Consider the following 18999-nt stretch of genomic DNA (forward strand, 5'->3'; position numbering starts at 1 on the left):
TTGTAAGCATGCTTGCTCTGCTTCCTATAGTAAAACGCAGGATTTTATAAGAAGTTTTTCCAGACCGTGAATATTAAGATAAAGCTTTACATTCAACTGTTAAAATTAGTCTTCTTTTTGGAAAAGTTATAAAATCCTAACCTGTTTTTCTTAAAATGCTTCATTTAAGCCTAAAAAGAATCCTCTTGACCTATAATTGCCAAAGGCATAATCAAGGCAGAGGTTGGTACGCGTAGCTTTATTAAACAAGACCCGTAAACCTGCACCACCTGCTGGCTGCCATTTCTGGAATAATTTTGTTCCCAAATCATCATTTGTGGTTTGTACATTAAAAAAGGTAGCGCCACTTAGAAATTTGTTTTTTGTTATAGGGAAGCGGTATTCTACTTCAGAATAGAAATATTTTGAACCTTTGAAATATCCGATAGTATATCCTCTTCCACTACGGAAGGCAGGATCTTTTCCTGAACCAGGTAACTCAAGGTAGGGGAGCGCGCCGCTAACCAGGTACGATCCCCCCAGTTCCAGAATGCAATTACATGTTCTGGGTTCCGGGTCGAAAGGCTCCAGTACTTCCTGAAATCAGTAGTAAATTGTACTGCGTTTTTTGAACTTCCCATCCAGCTCTGATTTACCCGAAAGCCAGCGTCAGCATAAATACCTTTATATGCGCGGTTTTGATTATCACGGGTAGTATATTGTATATTGAAAAGTAGGCCATTCGCCATATAATGATCACGATCAAATCCGTGCCGGTCGCTATAGATATTATATGGAGTCAGTTCAGTTTCTGTTTTTCTGTCCTCTATTTTTCTTCTGATATCAAATGATACTCCAGCCCCAACAAAAAGATTCTCCTGAATCTGCTTATATACTTTTTCCTTAAAGCTATAAAACTGAGCATGGAGCACATAACCTTTGCGGTCCGGATTAGTCAAAACTTCATCACCTTCGTTTCCTGTTGCACCCTGACCGATGCCTAATCCAAAATCGGGAGTAACAGTCTTTGCGGCCACAAGGCTACCCTGAAAATTCCACTTATTACCCGGAGTGTAAACATTATGACTGATGTAAAAATAGATAATTCCTTTAGTGGTAATAGAGGCCGATGTTGCGGCCACTGACATCAATGTGTTTGGATCACTGCCTAATACTTTACCGGCTACTGCCTTAATACCTATCTGAGCTCCAATACTAGGGTTGTAAGCTACATTAGGCATTGGCGTAATACCTGATTTTTTACGAAGCGGATTGGGTTTTCTGTTTGGATGGATCATATTCCGGATTAAATCAGCAACATCATATTGCTTATAAGTAGTATCAGCAGGAGCTGTTGTCTGACCGTAAGAGTTGTTGCAGATACTTATACAAGCAATTAGAAATGCCACCTTCCATACGTTTGATAGCTTTTTGCATTGATGTCCTTCTGTCCGTTGTGATAAATATTTAAATTCCAATATATAAAGGCTTAGTAAAAGGTTAGGTGTAGAATTTAAACCGAAAAACAGGTGAAATGTTTTAAAACATCGTTTTTATCCATATGCTCAGGTACTTTATCTAACAAATTTGATTGGTTGTTCAAGGGGAATAAGATTAATTAAATAGATTATATTTATACTTATAATATATTTTGTATTGATATTTGTGATAATAATAGTATTTAATTTAACATATTTACGGTAATAATTTAATCAATTGTATCTGTTTGCTCCTGTTTTAATATGATTTGAAAAGTTTGAACTGTGTTTTGATGTCTTTAAGGGTATTCCTTCAAGTTGTAGTCGAGTTGTGTCTTATGTTTGTTACACTAAATTAACTGACCGTGGAAACTTTGTTTTGTGTTTTTTTTTTTTTGATGTATTTTTGGTTATTATGTCGATTTATTGTGCTTTAAATACTGTTTTATATTGATTTGAAATGTGAGTTGGCAATGCTTTAATTTCTTGTTTTTGATTTGTTTGCTCCCGTATTCTCCTTTAAAATTCTGTTTTTACCGCTTTTTTGAATCTTATTTTTTTTTGTCCTGAAAACTAAGTGTGATAAAAAAAACACAATAATTTAATGTTTAAATCATTTTATGTATTAATAAATTTGTACTTTCGTTAAAAAACATAACGTATTTATATTTTATTGAATGATTTAGACTTTATTGCTTTACGAAATACCATATTATAAAGAATGTTTAACTTTTTTAAGAGAAAAAATCAAATTGAAGATGTAGAATGGCTGGGTGTTGATATACATTCGCACTTATTGCCGGGAATTGATGACGGATCCCCTGATTTGGAGCAGTCTTTGAATTTAATTAAGCAATTAAGTGATTTGGGCTTTAGTAAATTCTTATGTACACCCCATATTTTTGCGGAGTTATATCCGAATAATTCAGATACGATTATGTCTGCGCTTTCCCAGGTTAGAAATGGGTTGGAAAAGAGTGGTTTAGCTATTGAAATTGATGCAGCAGCAGAATATATGGTTGATGAGAATTTTAAGGTTACTGATGGGTTACTTTGTTTGCCAGGAAAGTATATTTTGATTGAGATGTCTTATCTCTCGGAGACTCCCGGTATTGAACAAGTGATCTTTGATCTGAAAATTCACGGGTATCAGGTGATTCTTGCTCATCCGGAGCGCTATAGTTTTAATCATGCTAGTTTAAACCGGTTTAATAGATATAAGGAAATTGGTGTTCTGTTTCAGTTAAATTTATTGTCTGTTTATGGGTATTATGGTAAAGAAGTTAAACTTGCTGCTGAGTATTTACTGGAAAATGGACTTTATGATCTTGCTGCTACCGATTTGCATCACACCAGACATTTGCGTGCGCTTTCGGCAGCGGTTACCAGTGGTTTTCTATATAAAAAATTGGGTAATTATAGTTTTAAAAATAAGGAATTATTCTCTTGAGCTATAGCTTGAGGGGGAGATGGATAACGAAATAATGCAGAGTTCTAATTTGGCTAATTCCGATTTAAAAAGAAGATAAAACGATTTATATATTCAAAATGGGTGAAAAGAATATGTAGCTGAAAATTAAAATAACCCGAATACAATTATAAAATTAAAACCTGTTAAAAAGCGCCTTACCTACCTATGAGAAGAAGTTTTAAAAACAGTAAAATCAAAAACAGTGCAATATTGTTTTTGGGTTTACTTTTCGCATCATGTGCAAGTACGAAAAATGTACCTTACTTTCAGGACATTACGTCCACGGAGAAGTCTGTATTAGCTAATACAGCTGTCTTCACAGAGCCTGCTATTCAGCCTGATGACATCCTTTCCATTTCTATTTTTACTATTGACCCTGCTACTTCAATGGTTGTAAATCAAGTTGGTACGCAAGCTTTAAGTAGTATTCCAGGTCAGGTTGCCGGGATTACTGCGACTCCTGCGACTGCTGGATTTCTGGTAGATAAAAACGGAGAAATTGATTTATCTATCATAGGTAAAGTGAAAATCGGTGGGCTGACTACCTTTCAGGCCAGGGATTTAATCAAAGAAAAAAGCTGCTGTGGGTCTACAAGGATCCTAATGTGCAGGTTCGCTATGCTAATTTTAAAGTGACAGTTTTAGGAGAGGTCGGGAGGCCGGCTTCTTATGTGCTGCCTAATGAAAGGGTAAGTGTGCTGGATGCATTGGGTCTGGCTGGTGATCTGACTATTTTCGGCAGGCGCGAAAACGTATTGTTAATTCGGGAAAATAACGGTAAAAAGGAATTCGTCCGCCTGAATTTAAACTCTTCCCAGATTTTTAATAGTCCATTTTATTATCTCAAACAGAACGATGTGATTTACGTCGAGCCTAATAAGGGAAAAGCCGCTTCTTTAAACCAGGCAAGAACCCAGACTTATGCAATTATTGGAACTGCGCTCTCAGTTTTAATTGTCTTGTTTTCAAGACTTTAGTTAATCACCTCTTAGTTTAAATCAATGAACAATCAAACTGAAAATAGAGTATCAAATAAAGACGAGCCTTTAGATATTAAGAAAATATTATCACGCTTATTATATAATTGGTATTTGATTTTTATTCTCTCTGGTAATTTGTGTAACTATATCTGTTTTGTATGCGAGATATAAAACACCAAGCTATAAAATATCAGCAAGAGTGCTGGTGAATGATGAAAAGAAAGGTAGTGGTTTGATGGCCGGTAGTGATATACTGGGTGATCTAGGTGGTTTATTAGGTGCCAAAAGTACAGTAGATAATGAAGCAGAGATCTTAAGAACCCGGTATTTAATGGAGCAGGTCGTAGAAGATATGTCTTTGAATGTTACCTATTACAGAAAGGGAAGAGTTAAAAATACTGAACTCTATAAATCTCCTGTTATGGTGAAAATAGTTTCTGCTGAAGACACTATTAAGGAGACTAATATAGATATCGAACTTTTAAAGAATAATCAGGTATCTATCAGTTCTAAAAAGTTAGATACCCTGGTTAGTCTTGATAAACCGTTTAAAGTCCCGTGTGTCGGAATAATTTTGATTTCAAGAAATACAGGTATTAAAGATTTGTATAGCAAATACAGGGTTAACGTCACCTCTGTTGATTCAAAAGTTGCTGATTTCATGGAAGACCTTACCGTTGAGGTGAAAAATAAACTAATTACAATTGTCGATGTATCTCTGAACCATCCGATTCCTAAAAAAGGAGAGGACATTTTAAATCAGCTGATTACAAGTTATGTTCAGGGAAATGTAAAAGACAAAAATGAAATTGCTGATAGTACAGTTAAATTTATTCAGAACCGTTTAAGTTTTATTGGGAAAGAACTTGGAGATCTGGAAGGAAACATTCAGGGCTTTAAACAAAAGAATAATCTGGCTGATATGACTGAGCAATCTAAATTGCTGGTGCAAACCACGGGTCAATATGTTAGTGATTTAAGTAAAATGGAAACTCAGATCAGCATTCTTAAAAGTTTACAGGAATACCTCAAAGATGGTTCAAAAAACAAAAGGGTTTTACCTAGTTCTTTAGTTCCTGCTGATTTAGTATTTAGCAGTGCTGTGAAAAATTTAATGCTTTAACGCTCGAAAGAGCGAGAAGGTTAATCGGAGTTACAGAGGCTAATCCGGCAATCATATTAATTGATAAAGAAATTGCTAATGCGAGAGCGGATATAGAGGCTAATCTGGTTACTACATTAGATGCCTTTACTATTACCAGAGATAAGTTAAGCAGTCAGATGAAAAAGGCCGAAACTCAGGTTCGCGGTGTTCCTGAAATTGAACGTAATTACCTGAATTTGGCTCGTCAGCAACAAATCAAGCAAGAGCTTTATCTCTTTTTGATGCAAAAAAGTGAAGAAACTGCGATTTCTAAAACATCAAATATTTCGAATTCAAGAACGATAGATCCGCCTAAATCTGAGGTTAAGCCTTTTAACCCTAAAAAAGCAATGATTTATGTCGTAGGTCTTTTTATGGGGTTATTGATACCAGTATCGACCATATATCTGAAAGATATTTTAAATGATAAAGTTCAGACGAAGGGGGATATAAGTAAGTTAACAAGTGTGCCGGTAATCGGAGAGATTAGCCATAACGAAGAAGTCAGTAACCTTGTGGTTGCGAATAGCTCCAGGTCTGCTGTTTCTGAGCAGTTCAGAGCGCTAAGAACAAATCTTTCTTTTTACATGAAGACTAAACAAGAAAAGGTTATTCTGATTACTTCGAGTATGTCTGGTGAAGGAAAGTCGTTTGCGGCCATTAACCTCGGAAATATTCTGGCATTATCGAATAAGAAAGTCCTGCTGATGGAACTGGATTTGCGTAAACCGGGATTATCTGCAAAACTGGATATTTCCAATCATGTTGGTTTTACCAACTACATTATCGATGCAAATTTAACTGCTAACGATATTATAAAGCCTTTAAGTATTCATAAAAATTTATCCATAGTAAGTTCGGGTCCTGTTCCTCCAAATCCAGCCGAAATGTTGCTGGATGACCGGACAAATGAATTGATAGAAGAACTTAAACAGCAGTTTGACTATATCATTATAGATGCCCCTCCAATTGGAATCGTTGCTGATGCACAGCTGATGTCGGTTCATGCGGATGTGTGTATGTATGTGGTTAGGCAAAACTTCACCTCTAAACAGCAATTGAATATTATTGATGATTTAAGCAGGAATGAAAAGATGAAGAATATTGGGATCGTTGTAAACGATATCGATGGTCATGGTTACGGCTATGGCTACGGTTATGGCTACGGTTACGGCTATGGCTCTTATGACGCTCCGGATAATAAAAAAAAAAGTGGTTTAATAAGTTGTTCAAATCTTAATTAATTATGTTTAAAATACTTGATTGTACCTTACGGGACGGTGGTTATTACACAAACTGGGACTTTGATAAAAATCTGGTCCATACTTATCTTAACTCTTTAAACAGCCTGCCGGTTGATTATATCGAGGTTGGATACAGGAGTATTCCTATTAAAGACTATTATGGTAAATACTTCTATTCTCCTGTATATGAATTGCAGGAGTTAAAAAGTCTGACCAATAAAAAGCTGGTTATCATTTTTAATGAAAAGGATATCAGAGTAGAGCATGTTGCTGATTTATTGCAGCCAATTATTGGTATTGTAGACATGGTTAGAATTGCACTGGATCCACAGCAATTGGGTCGTGCATTGAAATTAGCTGCCGAAATTAAAAGATACGGCTTCGAAGTAGGCTTCAATGTAATGTATATGTCCAAATGGAAACAATATGGAAACTTTATTGAAGAACTAAGCGGTCTGGATGGCCTGGCAGATTATTTTTACATGGTTGATAGTTATGGTGGTGTTTTTCCTGATGATGTGAAGCAGACGATGGACCTGATCAGATCAAAAACTGATTGTAAAATTGGTTTTCATGGTCATAATAATCTTGAAATGGCTTTAATCAATTCTCTTACTGCAATTGATTATGGTGCGGATATCGTGGATTCAACAATTTTAGGAATGGGCCGTGGAGCAGGGAATTTAAAGACTGAATTGTTACTATCAGTTTTAAATACCAAATATAACATGGACATAGATTTTAATGCTATCGGAAATGTAGTTGATGGTTTCGATAAACTGTTGAAAAAATACGAATGGGGGACTAATGTGCCTTATATGATTTCAGGATCAAATTCATTGCCTCAAAAAGATGTAATGGATTGGTACACAACCCGAGTTTATTCATTGAATAGTATGGTGAGAGCCCTTCAGAATCAAAAGAATAATATTAAGGATAATGAAGAATTACCAGTTTTCAAACCTGCAAAAACTTATAGTAAAGTACTGATTGTGGGTGGTGGACCTAATTCTGTGGAGCACGCTAAAGCAATCATTGAATTTATTAACCAGACAGAAGATATTGCTGTTGTACATTCAAGTTCAAAAAATGCCTTGCATTATAAGGACGTTCAGGCGGATCAGTTTTATTGCCTGGTTGGAAATGAAGGACACCGTTTAGAAAAAGTATTCAGCGATCTTGGAGATTTTAATGGGATTTGTGTTTTTCCTCCGTCCCAAGAAAAAAATGGGAACCTATATCCCTGCTCAGATCCATGACCAGTGTTTTGAGTTTGGGGAGATCTCTTTTACAGATAAATTTAAAGATTCTCATAGTCTTCTGGCTCTGCAAACAGCAATTGAGTTAAAAGCAGAAGAAATTTATATTGTTGGATTTGATGGTTATCAGGAGGCTTCAATTTCTCAGTTGGAAAGAAGCCTGGTTGAAGAGAATGAATTCTTATTCCAGATCTTCCAGCAGACCTATAATATCGCATTGGTTTCTTTAACGCCAACCAGGTATAAAACATTACTGTCCGGTTCAATTTATAGTTTAGTATGCTAATGGATTTTATCGTAGTTATTCCCGCCCGGTATCAATCAACCAGATTTCCAGGAAAGCCTCTTACCGTTATCAACGGTAAGAGTATGTTACAGCGGACATATGAGCAATGTATTAAAGCTGTAGATAAGAGTTTGGTTTATGTGGCTACCGAAGATCAGCGGATTGTTGATCATTGTCGTTTTTTTTTGGCATTCAGGTCTTGTTAACTTCGGATAACTGTCTGACTGGGACAGACCGGATCGCTGAAGTGGCTAATCTTGTGAAAGCTGACTATTATATCAATGTTCAGGGCGATGAGCCTCTGTTCAACCCAGATGATATTACAAAAATAATTTCTCAGTTGGATACTCATCCGGGGGAGATCCTGAATGGATACTGTGCGATTACTGACGAAAGACAGTATAGAAGTAAATCTGTGCCTAAAGTTGTTTTCAGACCTGATGGCAGGCTTTTGTATATGTCCAGAAGTCCTGTTCCTGGTAATAAAGGATTGGATTTTGTAAAAGGATGGAGACAGGTTTGTGTATATGCTTTTCCTTTCGATGCGCTAAAAGACTTTGCCGCAACTGAAAATAAAACCACACTGGAAGCAGAGGAAGATATTGAAATTCTAAGGTTTCTGGAGTTGAATTATGAAGTGCGGATGATTGAGCTTTCCAGTGAATCAATTGCCTTGATAATCCTGAAGATTTAACAGAGGTATTAGCTAAATTAAAAGAAGATGCTATCAAAGTATAAAGTTTTGCTATGGGATTTTGATGGAGTTATTATGGATTCCATGCCGATAAGATCAAAGGGGTTTGAACTGGTACTGGCTGAATATCCAAAAGAACAGGTTGAGCAGCTGATGGCCTTTCATGAGGCTAATGGGGGTTTGTCAAGGTATGTTAAGTTCAGGTACTTCTTTGAGGAAATCAGAAAAGAATCCATTACTGACGACGAAGTTTTAGCGTTGGCTGGCAAATTTTCTGAGATTATGCTTTCTTTATTAATGGATGAGAATTTATTAATTCAGGACAGCGTTTCTTTTATCAGGAATAACTGGCAAAAATTCGAGATGCATATCGTATCCGGATCTGATGGCAAAGAGCTTAGGATCATTAATGATTCATTAGATCTTTCCTCTTTTTTTAAAACGATCAATGGTTCGCCCACACCCAAAAAACAATTAGTTGAAGCTGTTTTAGCGGATAATCAATATGATAAAAAAGATGTGATTTTAATTGGTGATTCTATCAACGATTTTGATGCAGCTTCATTTAATGATATTTCTTTTGCGGGTTATAATAACACGGAGTTAAAGATTGTTTCTGAAAATTATATTGAGCAGTTTACCTGTAATTCTGACAAATGAAATTAAGTATCCTTAAGACGGTTTTATTTGAGTCCTTAAACAGATTCTGTACGTTGGTTATTGTATTACTTGTTTCCAGGAATTTTTCGGTCAGTACTTATGGCTATTTTTCCTTATTTATCACTATAACTTCTATCGGGCAGACTGTTATTGATTTTGGTTCGCAGAATTTTGGCGTAAAAGAACTGATTAAACTTAAGGATATTTCGGCTATCAAAGGAATGGTCAGAACGGTGAGTACTTTCAGATTTATTGGTTTTATAGTCTGGGTGTTATTCTCCATTGTATATTCCTTTTTTATTGAAGACTCTTTTACTTTTGCCCCTTTTGATTCTATGGGGACTGATTTATCTGTATTACTGTGATTGGATTTTAAAAGGAATAGGTAAGATTTCCAGCCAGGCACTCATCAACTTAACTACAAATGGGATCGCTTTACTGGTTCTTTACCTATTGATCTGGAAAAAGCTGGATTTAAGTAACAGCTATATTATAAGTATTGCCAAAATTGGTCCTTTACTGGCTGCAGCTATAATTTCCGGCTTTTTCTTAAAATGGGCTACTCAATCCAATCTGGTACTGGTTGCAATCAAAAAGACCTGGCCAAAAAGCCAGTTCAACGAAACTATGCTTTTTACCACTGGAAGTTTTTGTGCCAGAGCATATAATTCGATAGGGCTTATTTTAGTAGGTTTTCTGACAGATAAAACTTCACTGGGTATGATTTCTTATGCCTTCACGTTTTATAATATCTTCAGCATGGGCAGGGCGATATTAATCACCTCTGTTTATCCTTATTTCTGTAAGCTGGACAGGAGAAAGGCACTCACTCAAGTTATCATTGTATTTAAATCTGAGTGCAACGCTGGGTTTTGTTCTATTTCTAATTGTTTACCTGAATTATTCAAATGAGATTATACATATCATAGTTCCTAAAACCACCCCGATCTCTGATATTATCAGATTCAATTTTAATGTAGGGGTAGCTTTGATAGGTGTTGTGTGTATGTCCTTTTTTACCATTACCTTTTTACAGGCATTTGAAGGTGGCGGGATCTTTAATAAACTTACTGTTTATGGTTTGATTATCGTTCTTGTCCTGAATCTTGTCAGTTATTTTCTGGGCTATCTGAGATACAGTTCGATCGTATCCTTACTGGTCGCAGAGTCATTAATCGCTCTCTATTCCTATATCTACATATTTAAAAAAATACCGGATGAGAGCATTGGTTAACAGGTTATTCTTAAGTCTTGTGCTATTACTTCCATGGCATTCTCTAATTGTGAACGGATACTTGAGAAAGTATTTTTCATTGATTGTACTTTGGAAAGAATTAGCCGTTGTTGCTTTATTTATACTGGCCATTACCCATAAAGGACCTAAGATGAGTGGCATGAAACTAATTGTACTCTTGAGTACAATCTTTCTTCTAACTGCGCATCTCATTTTTAACAGTATAGGTGTGCTGGCGGCTTATAGTTACCGGATTTATCTCCTGCCCATATTAATGACAATTTCTCTTTATAAACTGGCAGATCTGATCGATTGGGAAAGGATAGCGAAGTGGTTTATAATCGGCGCTTTTGTGATGGCGATTTTTACGACCATCCAGCAGTTGTTTCTAGGAGAAAGCATCTACCTGAATGCAGGTTACCCGGTGAATACTTTTAGTGATGAAAAACTAAACTTCACTTTCTATATTGGATACGGTCTTTTACAGCGTGGGGCAGGAGGATTCATTGCACCAATCCCCTACAGTGTCTACTTAATTCTGGCCTTAGTCTTATCTTTTAAATATAAAGAGCTGTTTAGTGCCAAATTTGGCAAAGCCCTGAATATGGTTTTGACGATAAGCCTTGTCCTGACATTTACCCGCTCAACAATTGCGACCTATCTGTTTTTCTTTGTTATACCTTATTTAAATTTCTTTACCCGCAAGACTGTGAAGTACCTGCTCGTCCTGGTATTTATTGTGATCATTCAGTTTTTTATAGTTCCTGTTTCTATTCAGGAAATGGAGCTGGGTACGATTGATACTTTCTGGAGTAATAGTACCTCTTTAGAAGATACAAGTTCTGCAGGCCATTTTGAAAGTCTGGATAGAGGATTTAAAATCGCATGGGAAAATATTGGGAACGGAATTGGTTTAGGGAAAGTCGGTGCTCATACGGCTGCATTTTTTGATAATGCGCTGGTTATTGAATCAGGATACTTATCAGTGATCATTGAGCTAGGCCTGTTAACGGCAGTATTTGTCTATCTCTCTTTTCCGCTGGTTCATTACAAGAAGGGTTCATTATCAACCGTAATCATTTTGGTTTATCTCGCAGTGTCATTCCTTTTACCCTTAATCTATTACGTAGAATTATCATTGCTAATTCTAATAACCATTGAAGCATTAAATAAAGACAAAGATCTATATGTTGATAATAGTAGGAAGTCCGTGGCAAGCTCTTTTAGCTAAGAGCTATATTCTTAAAGAAAATATAACTGATCCGCAATATGTGATAGAGAAATCTTCTCCGAAATCATACGCGGAAATTATAAAAATACTCAATGCTGAAGAAACAGCTATCAGGCTTATTGTAGAATGGAGCCAGTTGTCTGTACTTTCCAAAAGTAAAGCAGCCATTGCATCAGCTTATATTGATTTTTTAATCGAATCTTTAAAACATGAGTATTTTAAAAAAGTAGAAACTGTTTTAGTTTTCTCTGAGCAAACTGTAGTATTTAAAATTATTTATGATCTTTTTGGGGATCGTAAAATTTATATCAAATCGGAGGACGGTATCTTAGATTATCTTCCTGAATTAAAAAAAATTCATGGTTTTACTGAAACGAATTGCAGGATATTTGTTTTTACAGTCAAAAGTTAAATACTACGTCTATAAAAATTATTATCACCTATTCAATAAGGTAATTATGTCTTGTCGCGTTGAAGAAGTTAGTCCCGATCGTTATATCCCTCTGGCCGGTCTTAAAACCGAATTTTTGTCAGTTTTAAAAGAGGCTTATCAGATTAGTGCTACTGGAGATACTTTTAAAGATAAAGATGTGTTATTACTATGTCAGTCTCTTTCTGAAGATAAAGTGATGTCCCTGGAGGAAGAACTGAACTTGTATGAAAAGTTTGTTCACAGGTGTAATGACTTAAAACTAAGTGTGATCATTAAACCCCATCCGCGATCATGCGCAGAAAAAATTGAGGCCCTGAGTAAATTAACCTCTGATCAGGTTATGTTTTTTGAAGACTATGGCATTCCTGCCGAGTCTATGTTGCTGAGTGGGAAGTTTAAAGAAGTTGTGGGTGTTTATTCCAATACATTATCTATGCGAATGAATTTTTCGGGGTTAAAGGCATTTCTTTATTAACACCTAAAATGATTGGTCTGTTAGCTAGAAAAGAGAAGAAGAGATTTACCTATATCTATGCCCAGCTCAGAAAATATTTTAGTGATGAATACACTGTTTTTGAATAGTATATGAAATAATACAACCAGCTTATGAAATTAATATCATTTCTTCCATTTAGAGAGCGTATTGCATGCTTATTGTTTGCAATAATTCTTGTTACAGGTGATTTTAAGGCAAATGCCCAGGGAAATCAGTCACGTGAAATTAAATTGGGTGCTTATTATTTTGATGGATGGACGGGGAAATATGCACAGCATATCAGTCCAAAACTCATGAATTCTTTTTCCAGCAGGAAACCCAAGTGGGGTTGGATTACAAGCTCACAAAAGGTTGTTGATCAGCAGATTCTGGCAGCATCAGGTGCGGGACTTTCTTTTTTTAGTTTCTGCTGGTATTATAGTGGAAAAAATAAGTTCAAAGGAGAACCTTTAAATAATGCACTGAAATTTTTTCAGAAGTCCGAATATGGTGGCAAAATGCAGTATTGTCTAATGGTTGCTAACCATAAGGGATTTGAAATAGGTAAAGATGACTGGAATACAGTTCAGGCAGAATGGATCAGACAATTTAATACTGCTGGTTATTTAAAAGTTGATGGCAAACCGTTGTTGATTTTATTCTCAGTACAGAGTCTGGTTGATAATCTGGGGTCTGTGGATGCAGTAAAAGATGCTTTTCAATCTTTAAAAAAACAGCAGCTATAGCTAGCGGACTAAGCGGAGTAACTATTGCGGCTTGTGTGTCCGGTGATAAACGGAGCATCAACCAGGCAGAAGATTGTGGTTTTGATATTTTGACTGGTTACAATGCGCATAGTGCTGGTTTTACCTCAAAAAACAACACAGCAGATTCCTATTGATAGTATGCAGACTGCCGAGAAGCGGATGTGGAACAGGGTGGCAAAAACAAGTTCATTAAATTATATCCCTGTGTCAACGCTGAACTGGGATCCAAGACCATGGTCGGCGCCGAATAATAAATATGATACAGCGCCTTATTTTGTTGGTTATTCTGAGAAATCAGTGTATAAATCTGTTTCGGGTATGATCACCTGGATGGGTAAAAATGCGACACGTATTACTAACGAAAAAATAGGCATTCTTTATGCCTGGAATGAAAATGGGGAAGGAGCGTATCTGACGCCCTCAGTAAAAGGTCCTGACTTTTTGAGAGGACTACAAAAAGCTTTAAATAATAAATAATGAGTTTGATACAAAAGAGAATTAAAATTCTATTGGATGCACATATTTTTGATCATTCTTTTCAGGGCACTGCAACCTATATGTATGGGTTGTATTCCGCATTGGTAGAATTTGAAAGATTGGAAATCTTTTTATGTGCACATAATATTGATCATTTAAAAACACTATTCCCAGATCCCAGGTTTAACTTTGTAAAGTTAAATTCTGCTTCCAGAATGAAACGTCTGCTCACAGAATACCCCCGGTTAATCAGGGAGGGGAAATACGATTATGCTCATTTTCAATACATAGTACCTTTTGTTAAAAACTGTAAGTTTATCAATACGATCCATGATTTGCTTTTTTTAGAGTTCAAGCAATATTTTCCATGGACTTACCGCATGAGCAGGAAGGTGCTTTTTTTAGTTTCTGCTAAAAGATCTGATATCGTACTCACAGTTTCAGAGTATTCGAAGATAGATGTTTCTAAAAGGTTTCTGATTGATCAGCAGCATATTCATGTTACGCCTAATGCGGTAACGGTAAGCCCGCGTATTGAGCCTGGGGTGGATATCAAAGAGAAATACGGTATTGGTAAATACATCTTATATGTCAGTCGTTTCGAACCCAGGAAAAATCACCTTGGACTACTCACTGCTTTCCTGAAATTGAAACTATATGACCAGGGGTATAGCTTAGTTTTTATCGGAAGTAAAAAGGAAGTAAAAAGGAGAAAATTGAACAGGATGCTTTTAATGAATTACAAAAACTGATTCAGGATGATACCCGAAATCATATCCATTTCCTTGAAGGAATAAGCTGGCCGGATCTTAATGCCTTTTATCATCAGGCAGAAGTTTTTGTTTTTCCATCGCTGGCAGAAGGTTTTGGTATACCACCTATAGAAGCAGCAATGAATGGATGTAAGGTGATCTGTTCAAATCAGACAGCAATGTCAGAATTTGGTTTCTTTAAGTACTTGTTTGATCCCAATAATCAGGTGGAATTTGAGACCATGTTACAGGCTGTACTTGAGGATCAGAATTATCCTTTTGAACAAATAAAGCAGGAAATAGCGAGTAAATATAACTGGGAAGTTATAGCAAGTAATTTTTATAATATCATTAGCAAAAACGATCAGAATTAAATATATGCGCATAGCAATAATCGGGACAAGGGGTATACCAAACTATTATGGTGGTTTTGAACAATGTGCAGAATACCTTGCACTTGGGTTAGTAAAAGAGGGTTTGAAGTTGTCGTTTACAATTCTCATAATCATCCTTACCAGGAAAAGGAATGGAACGGAGTTAAATTAGTGCATTGTTATGACCCTGAAGATAAAATCGGAACTGCAGGTCAGTTTATCTATGATTTGAACTGTATTCTGGATGTGAGAAAACAGAATTGTGATATTATCCTGCAATTAGGTTATACCAGCAGCTCTGTATGGGGTTGGTTGTTGCCTAAAAAGACAGTGGTTACCACGAATATGGATGGGCTGGAATGGAAACGTACAAAGTATTCAGAAAAAGTAAAGAAGTTTTTGAGGTATGCTGAAAGTCTTGGTGTGAAATATAGTGATCATTTGATATCAGATTCTATAGGGATTCAAGACTACCTAAAAGATAAATATCAAAAGAGCTCTACATTTATAGCTTATGGAGCGACAGTCTTTGAGAGCCCGGATATCAGTGTGCTTTCGGCTTATGGTCTGAGGCCCTATGCCTATAATATGTTAATTGCAAGGCTGGAGCCTGAGAACAGTATCGAGGTGATCCTTGATGGTGTAGCTATGGCTAATCTTGAAATTCCGTTTTTAGTGGTTGGTAAACACGAAACTTCTTACGGGAATTATTTGAAAGAAAAATTTGCAGCCTATCCTCAGATACAGTTTATAGGAGGTATTTATAACATTGATATTTTAAATAGTTTAAGACATTATTCGAAAATCTATTTTCATGGTCATACCGTTGGTGGTACAAATCCATCACTTTTGGAGGCTATGGCCTCAAGCAGCTTGATTTGTGCCAATGATAATCCGTTTAACAAGTATATCTTAGAAAAAGATGCGCTCTATTTTCAGACCGCAGAAGAGGTTAAACAACATTTGTTAAATGTAGTTTATGATCGTGATCTATATCAACTGATGATTGCAAATAACAGAGATAAGATCACGAAAATATATGACTGGGAGATTATCGTAAGTCAATACGCTCAGCACTTTTTGGACGTTAAGGGTGTAATAAACCGCTGATTTTATAGGGTTTTCTTTAGTTTTAACTGTAGCCCATAAGAATTATATAAAAGTTTTCCCTGATCAAGGGCTGTAGCAAAACCAACGCTATAGCCCTTGTTCAATGCTTTCATACTTTCCAGATAGAAAGAAAACTGTTGAACAGTTGCAAAGATATTGGTCGTTTGCGGATTCCTGATCTTGCCGGTTGATCCGCCGTAAATGCTGGTTCCAAAAGTACCGTAATTTTGAGAATAAGATAGTTTAGAAGAAAAAGTCCAGTTATACAAACTTCCTGCAAGTCCAAGATGAAAGGCAACCACCCTGTTGTTGATGAAATAATCGGCATACCGGTAGGCCTGACCTGCTCTGGCGTCATTTCTGGTAGTTATGAAAGGGTTTCCGATACCCATATCCTTATAAGACCAACCTTCCATATAGTAGAAATTATTATAGTAATCTTCATCACCGGATTTTGTTGGAGTTGACCATGGATAACCAGCCTGATCTTTTGAATAGAACAATTCAAACAGTACCTTTTTCCATTCAAACCCTCGGTTCTTAGGGTTGTAATGTTTATTCTCGATACTAATGCCATTTAAGCCGTCCCTGATGTTTGCAAGTTTGGATAGGGCACCCACATCATAAAAGCTTTGACGGTAAATCATCACTTTCAGGTTGTTGAAATCATATTCTGCGCCTACGTCAATAGAGCCCAGCTGGTTGCCTATTTTGGAAGTCGGGACACCCGCTGATCCATAAGATTTTCCTGTGGCTACATAAAAGAATGATTTTAATGTTGATAATTTGAAATTCGGACCAAATGCTTCCTGCTCATTGCCCCAGTATACCTGGTGATTAAATCCACCGTAAAGTTTTAATTTCCAATCCTGTTTACCTAAGCGTACATACAATGATTTTTGATGAAAATAGGTAACCGGATGGGTATTTTTAATATAATAGAGTGCTGGATTTGGTGGTGTGCCTGCTATCACATCCAGGATTCTTGTTTTTCCTACCCAGCCATGAACAAAGTTACCTTTGAATGAAAAAAGACCGTCAAAGATGGGAACTCTGTAATAATCCGGGATGGAAAGTTCTATTTTCGGTATACCTAATGCATTTCCTGAGACGGAGAAATTACCAGAGCTTAAAGATGTATCGCCATTCAGGCCCATGACATCTTTGCTTCTTCCGGCTTTAAATTGGAAGATACCTGCTCTTACTTTGGCATAAGCCTCTATAAGCTGGAGGCTGGATTCTTTGCCTGCATTTGCTCTTCCTTCAAACCCAAATCCCCAGTCTATCAGCTTTCTTTTTCTTGAATTGCTGTCTGGGGCAGAGGGAATATCATAATCCCGATAAAGTCTGCCGATAAAACTAGCCGATGCACCAGGCGAGGGAACTGATCCGAATTGATTAGAGCGCATCCAGAATGGGACTGTACCATTAGACGTTCCTATGGCCTGGGTTTCTATTTCTGCCTTTATATTACTCAGCGTCTGGGCTTTTATTTCGATAGTCGAAATGAAAAGTATTGCAGGGATAAGTAGTGATTTGGTATTGATTATTTTGAGGAAATTCATAAAAGGATGGATTGAAATCGGTTGTATAGCTGATTTATATAAAGGTCTCTCCAAAAGTTATACTCATTTCTTTGACCACTTCTTTTATTTCCTGTTCCTGATCTTTTGGATAAATCAGGAGTGCATTCCCTTCGTCTACAACAATGAAGTTATCAAGCCCTCTGATGATAGCCAGTTTATCATTATTGATATGAATAATGCTATTCTGAGTATCTTTTATGTTTAATTGTTTTGCAGATAATACATTATTATCGTCATTTCTCGGGGCAGATTCGTATAATGAAGCCCATGTTCCAAGATCAGACCAGCCAAAATCCGAAGGTATAGTGTAAACATTGTCAGCTTGTTCCATAATCGCATAATCAATAGAAATATTTGGGGATTTCGGGTAAATTCATTCATTGATAAATGATTGTTCGTCAGTAGTGTTGTACACACCATTTCCGCTGTCAAACAATGTGTATATCTCTTCAGCATGTTCTTTTAACCCTTTAAGAATAGAGCTGACTTTCCAGATAAAAATACCCGCATTCCAAAGATAATCGCCGGCTGACAAGAATTCTTTTGCTTTATCAAGAGAAGGCTTTTCTGTAAACCGGATCACTTTATGCAGGCCTTCTTTTTCGTCGGTGTCGTATTTTATGTAACCATAACCAGTATCTGGCCTGGTCGGAGATATACCTAAAGTAACCAGGGCTTCGTGTTTTTCTGTATAGTTTAATGCTTGCTTTATTTTTTCGATGAAAATATCTTCATGAAGAATGAAATGGTCAGAAGGAGCAACTACTATGTTTGCGTCTGGATTTATAGATTTTAGTTTAAATGAAGCGTAGGCTATGCATGGTGCTGTGTTATTCCTGCTTGGCTCGCAAATTAACTGCTCTAAGCTAATTCCTTTTAGTTGATTAACAATGATATCACTATACTGACTATTAGTTACGATATATATGTTTTTAGCCGGGCATAATTTCAAAAAACGATCGTAAGTTAACTGGAGTAGTGATTTACCTATTCCCAGGATGTCCAGGAACTGTTTAGGGTATGCGTTGCGGCTTTTGGGCCAGAATCTGCTGCCAACACCGCCGGCCATTATTAATACAAAATTGTTATTCTTCATTGTTCTTAGTTAAATGTTTTTGGTTGTAAATGGTTGAAAATCTATATTTTATTGATATTTTGTCTCTTTTTTTTCTTGTGCATCGTATCTTTAGTGTTTTTTTTAAGCGTATAATTTCACAGGTAATTACTTTAGGAGCAGATGTGTGTGTTAATTTTAAAATTATTGAATTATTATGTATAAACTGTGCTAAAATTCAGGAATTAATGATTGTTTAACCTTTAGATTACCGGATTCTTGCAAATGTATTTATTTTTATGTTATTATAA

At 36.3% G+C, this 18999-nt stretch carries 26 protein-coding genes; 21 read left to right on the forward strand and 5 right to left on the reverse strand.

Features of this window, described 5'->3' with window-relative positions; all coding sequences use genetic code 11:
* Positions 1-150: 150 nt before the first annotated feature.
* Entirely contained in the window at positions 151-306 is a 156-nt protein-coding gene (locus tag ACWYN3_RS02905) for a hypothetical protein (RefSeq protein ID WP_456219784.1), read from the reverse strand.
* Positions 307-383: 77 nt separating this feature from the next.
* On the reverse strand, positions 384-1388 hold the full coding sequence (locus ACWYN3_RS02910) for a hypothetical protein (RefSeq protein ID WP_456219785.1): 1005 nt from the start codon (positions 1386-1388) through the stop codon (positions 384-386).
* Positions 1389-2178: 790 nt separating this feature from the next.
* Between ACWYN3_RS02910 and ACWYN3_RS02915 the strand changes: the two genes are divergently transcribed.
* From ACWYN3_RS02915 to ACWYN3_RS03015, 21 genes are all read left to right on the forward strand, one after another.
* Positions 2179-2907: a tyrosine-protein phosphatase gene (locus tag ACWYN3_RS02915; protein ID WP_456219786.1), complete on the forward strand. Its 729-nt coding sequence runs from the start codon at positions 2179-2181 to the stop codon at positions 2905-2907.
* Between the two features lie 186 nt (positions 2908-3093).
* Positions 3094-3564, forward strand: coding sequence for a polysaccharide biosynthesis/export family protein (locus ACWYN3_RS02920; protein ID WP_456219787.1), 471 nt, complete (start codon positions 3094-3096; stop codon positions 3562-3564).
* On the forward strand, positions 3561-3905 hold the full coding sequence (locus ACWYN3_RS02925) for a polysaccharide biosynthesis/export family protein (protein WP_456219788.1): 345 nt from the start codon (positions 3561-3563) through the stop codon (positions 3903-3905). The genes ACWYN3_RS02920 and ACWYN3_RS02925 overlap by 4 nt, the downstream gene beginning before the upstream one ends.
* Before the next feature lie 157 nt (positions 3906-4062).
* Positions 4063-5031, forward strand: a complete 969-nt coding sequence (locus ACWYN3_RS02930; protein ID WP_456219789.1) for a hypothetical protein — start codon at positions 4063-4065, stop codon at positions 5029-5031.
* A 158-nt stretch (positions 5032-5189) separates the two neighbouring features.
* Complete coding sequence (locus tag ACWYN3_RS02935; RefSeq protein ID WP_456219790.1) at positions 5190-6296, forward strand: polysaccharide biosynthesis tyrosine autokinase; 1107 nt, start codon at positions 5190-5192, stop codon at positions 6294-6296.
* Positions 6297-6298: 2 nt separating this feature from the next.
* Complete coding sequence (locus ACWYN3_RS02940; RefSeq protein WP_456219791.1) at positions 6299-7555, forward strand: aldolase catalytic domain-containing protein; 1257 nt, start codon at positions 6299-6301, stop codon at positions 7553-7555.
* Complete coding sequence (locus tag ACWYN3_RS02945; RefSeq protein WP_456219792.1) at positions 7524-7841, forward strand: hypothetical protein; 318 nt, start codon at positions 7524-7526, stop codon at positions 7839-7841. Before ACWYN3_RS02940 ends, ACWYN3_RS02945 begins: the two co-directional genes overlap by 32 nt.
* A complete protein-coding gene (locus ACWYN3_RS02950; protein ID WP_456219793.1) occupies positions 7841-8047 on the forward strand; it encodes a cytidylyltransferase domain-containing protein in 207 nt (68 codons plus the stop codon). Before ACWYN3_RS02945 ends, ACWYN3_RS02950 begins: the two co-directional genes overlap by 1 nt.
* The gene (locus ACWYN3_RS02955) at positions 8014-8535 is read left to right on the forward strand and encodes a cytidylyltransferase domain-containing protein (RefSeq protein ID WP_456219794.1); all 522 of its coding nucleotides are present in this window, start codon (positions 8014-8016) and stop codon (positions 8533-8535) included. Before ACWYN3_RS02950 ends, ACWYN3_RS02955 begins: the two co-directional genes overlap by 34 nt.
* A 27-nt stretch (positions 8536-8562) precedes the next feature.
* The gene (locus ACWYN3_RS02960; RefSeq protein ID WP_456219795.1) at positions 8563-9195 is read left to right on the forward strand and encodes an HAD family hydrolase; all 633 of its coding nucleotides are present in this window, start codon (positions 8563-8565) and stop codon (positions 9193-9195) included.
* Entirely contained in the window at positions 9192-9560 is a 369-nt protein-coding gene (locus tag ACWYN3_RS02965; protein WP_456219796.1) for a hypothetical protein, read from the forward strand. Before ACWYN3_RS02960 ends, ACWYN3_RS02965 begins: the two co-directional genes overlap by 4 nt.
* Positions 9523-10107 carry a hypothetical protein gene (locus ACWYN3_RS02970; protein ID WP_456219797.1) on the forward strand — a complete coding sequence of 195 codons (585 nt, stop codon included), beginning with the start codon at positions 9523-9525 and terminating at the stop codon, positions 10105-10107. The genes ACWYN3_RS02965 and ACWYN3_RS02970 overlap by 38 nt, the downstream gene beginning before the upstream one ends.
* 94 nt (positions 10108-10201) lie before the next feature.
* A complete protein-coding gene (locus ACWYN3_RS02975; RefSeq protein ID WP_456219798.1) occupies positions 10202-10429 on the forward strand; it encodes a hypothetical protein in 228 nt (75 codons plus the stop codon).
* Positions 10413-11660, forward strand: coding sequence for a hypothetical protein (locus ACWYN3_RS02980; protein WP_456219799.1), 1248 nt, complete (start codon positions 10413-10415; stop codon positions 11658-11660). Before ACWYN3_RS02975 ends, ACWYN3_RS02980 begins: the two co-directional genes overlap by 17 nt.
* A complete protein-coding gene (locus tag ACWYN3_RS02985) occupies positions 11617-12072 on the forward strand; it encodes a polysialyltransferase family glycosyltransferase (RefSeq protein ID WP_456219800.1) in 456 nt (151 codons plus the stop codon). Before ACWYN3_RS02980 ends, ACWYN3_RS02985 begins: the two co-directional genes overlap by 44 nt.
* Positions 12020-12568 carry a polysialyltransferase family glycosyltransferase gene (locus ACWYN3_RS02990; protein WP_456219801.1) on the forward strand — a complete coding sequence of 183 codons (549 nt, stop codon included), beginning with the start codon at positions 12020-12022 and terminating at the stop codon, positions 12566-12568. The genes ACWYN3_RS02985 and ACWYN3_RS02990 overlap by 53 nt, the downstream gene beginning before the upstream one ends.
* Before the next feature lie 131 nt (positions 12569-12699).
* Positions 12700-13314 carry a hypothetical protein gene (locus tag ACWYN3_RS02995; protein ID WP_456219802.1) on the forward strand — a complete coding sequence of 205 codons (615 nt, stop codon included), beginning with the start codon at positions 12700-12702 and terminating at the stop codon, positions 13312-13314.
* A gap of 102 nt (positions 13315-13416) precedes the next feature.
* The gene (locus ACWYN3_RS03000) at positions 13417-13812 is read left to right on the forward strand and encodes a hypothetical protein (protein WP_456219803.1); all 396 of its coding nucleotides are present in this window, start codon (positions 13417-13419) and stop codon (positions 13810-13812) included.
* Positions 13812-14564, forward strand: a complete 753-nt coding sequence (locus tag ACWYN3_RS03005) for a glycosyltransferase (RefSeq protein WP_456219804.1) — start codon at positions 13812-13814, stop codon at positions 14562-14564. Before ACWYN3_RS03000 ends, ACWYN3_RS03005 begins: the two co-directional genes overlap by 1 nt.
* A 23-nt stretch (positions 14565-14587) precedes the next feature.
* A complete protein-coding gene (locus tag ACWYN3_RS03010; protein ID WP_456222860.1) occupies positions 14588-14938 on the forward strand; it encodes a glycosyltransferase in 351 nt (116 codons plus the stop codon).
* 63 nt (positions 14939-15001) lie between these two features.
* Entirely contained in the window at positions 15002-16048 is a 1047-nt protein-coding gene (locus ACWYN3_RS03015; RefSeq protein WP_456219805.1) for a DUF1972 domain-containing protein, read from the forward strand.
* Between the two features lie 2 nt (positions 16049-16050).
* Here ACWYN3_RS03015 and ACWYN3_RS03020 read toward each other — a convergent pair whose 3' ends face one another.
* Genes ACWYN3_RS03020 through ACWYN3_RS03030 form a run of 3 tightly spaced genes read right to left on the reverse strand, consistent with a single transcriptional unit; the run spans position 16051 to position 18730 of the window.
* Positions 16051-17613: a capsule assembly Wzi family protein gene (locus tag ACWYN3_RS03020; RefSeq protein ID WP_456219806.1), complete on the reverse strand. Its 1563-nt coding sequence runs from the start codon at positions 17611-17613 to the stop codon at positions 16051-16053.
* A 34-nt stretch (positions 17614-17647) separates the two neighbouring features.
* A complete protein-coding gene (locus ACWYN3_RS03025) occupies positions 17648-17965 on the reverse strand; it encodes a hypothetical protein (RefSeq protein ID WP_456219807.1) in 318 nt (105 codons plus the stop codon).
* 42 nt (positions 17966-18007) lie between these two features.
* Positions 18008-18730, reverse strand: coding sequence for a mannose-1-phosphate guanylyltransferase (locus ACWYN3_RS03030; protein WP_456219808.1), 723 nt, complete (start codon positions 18728-18730; stop codon positions 18008-18010).
* Positions 18731-18999 lie beyond the last annotated feature (269 nt).

Source organism: Pedobacter sp. NJ-S-72 (assembly GCF_053890575.1).

Bases quoted from the DNA above. Each gene is read 5' to 3' on its own strand.
- ACWYN3_RS02915 (WP_456219786.1), top strand. From the start codon at position 2,179: ATGTTTAACTTTTTTAAGAGAAAAAATCAAATTGAAGATGTAGAATGG.
- ACWYN3_RS02920 (WP_456219787.1), top strand. From the start codon at position 3,094: ATGAGAAGAAGTTTTAAAAACAGTAAAATCAAAAACAGTGCAATATTG.
- ACWYN3_RS02935 (WP_456219790.1), top strand. From the start codon at position 5,190: ATGAAAAAGGCCGAAACTCAGGTTCGCGGTGTTCCTGAAATTGAACGT.
- ACWYN3_RS02940 (WP_456219791.1), top strand. From the start codon at position 6,299: ATGTTTAAAATACTTGATTGTACCTTACGGGACGGTGGTTATTACACA.
- ACWYN3_RS02945 (WP_456219792.1), top strand. From the start codon at position 7,524: ATGGGAACCTATATCCCTGCTCAGATCCATGACCAGTGTTTTGAGTTT.
- ACWYN3_RS02950 (WP_456219793.1), top strand. From the start codon at position 7,841: ATGGATTTTATCGTAGTTATTCCCGCCCGGTATCAATCAACCAGATTT.
- ACWYN3_RS02960 (WP_456219795.1), top strand. From the start codon at position 8,563: ATGCTATCAAAGTATAAAGTTTTGCTATGGGATTTTGATGGAGTTATT.
- ACWYN3_RS02965 (WP_456219796.1), top strand. From the start codon at position 9,192: ATGAAATTAAGTATCCTTAAGACGGTTTTATTTGAGTCCTTAAACAGA.
- ACWYN3_RS02975 (WP_456219798.1), top strand. From the start codon at position 10,202: ATGTCCTTTTTTACCATTACCTTTTTACAGGCATTTGAAGGTGGCGGG.
- ACWYN3_RS02980 (WP_456219799.1), top strand. From the start codon at position 10,413: ATGAGAGCATTGGTTAACAGGTTATTCTTAAGTCTTGTGCTATTACTT.
- ACWYN3_RS02985 (WP_456219800.1), top strand. From the start codon at position 11,617: ATGTTGATAATAGTAGGAAGTCCGTGGCAAGCTCTTTTAGCTAAGAGC.
- ACWYN3_RS02990 (WP_456219801.1), top strand. From the start codon at position 12,020: ATGGTTTTACTGAAACGAATTGCAGGATATTTGTTTTTACAGTCAAAA.
- ACWYN3_RS02995 (WP_456219802.1), top strand. From the start codon at position 12,700: ATGAAATTAATATCATTTCTTCCATTTAGAGAGCGTATTGCATGCTTA.
- ACWYN3_RS03000 (WP_456219803.1), top strand. From the start codon at position 13,417: ATGCGCATAGTGCTGGTTTTACCTCAAAAAACAACACAGCAGATTCCT.
- ACWYN3_RS03005 (WP_456219804.1), top strand. From the start codon at position 13,812: ATGAGTTTGATACAAAAGAGAATTAAAATTCTATTGGATGCACATATT.
- ACWYN3_RS03015 (WP_456219805.1), top strand. From the start codon at position 15,002: ATGTGCAGAATACCTTGCACTTGGGTTAGTAAAAGAGGGTTTGAAGTT.
- ACWYN3_RS03020 (WP_456219806.1), bottom strand. From the start codon at position 17,613: ATGAATTTCCTCAAAATAATCAATACCAAATCACTACTTATCCCTGCA.
- ACWYN3_RS03025 (WP_456219807.1), bottom strand. From the start codon at position 17,965: ATGGAACAAGCTGACAATGTTTACACTATACCTTCGGATTTTGGCTGG.
- ACWYN3_RS03030 (WP_456219808.1), bottom strand. From the start codon at position 18,730: ATGAAGAATAACAATTTTGTATTAATAATGGCCGGCGGTGTTGGCAGC.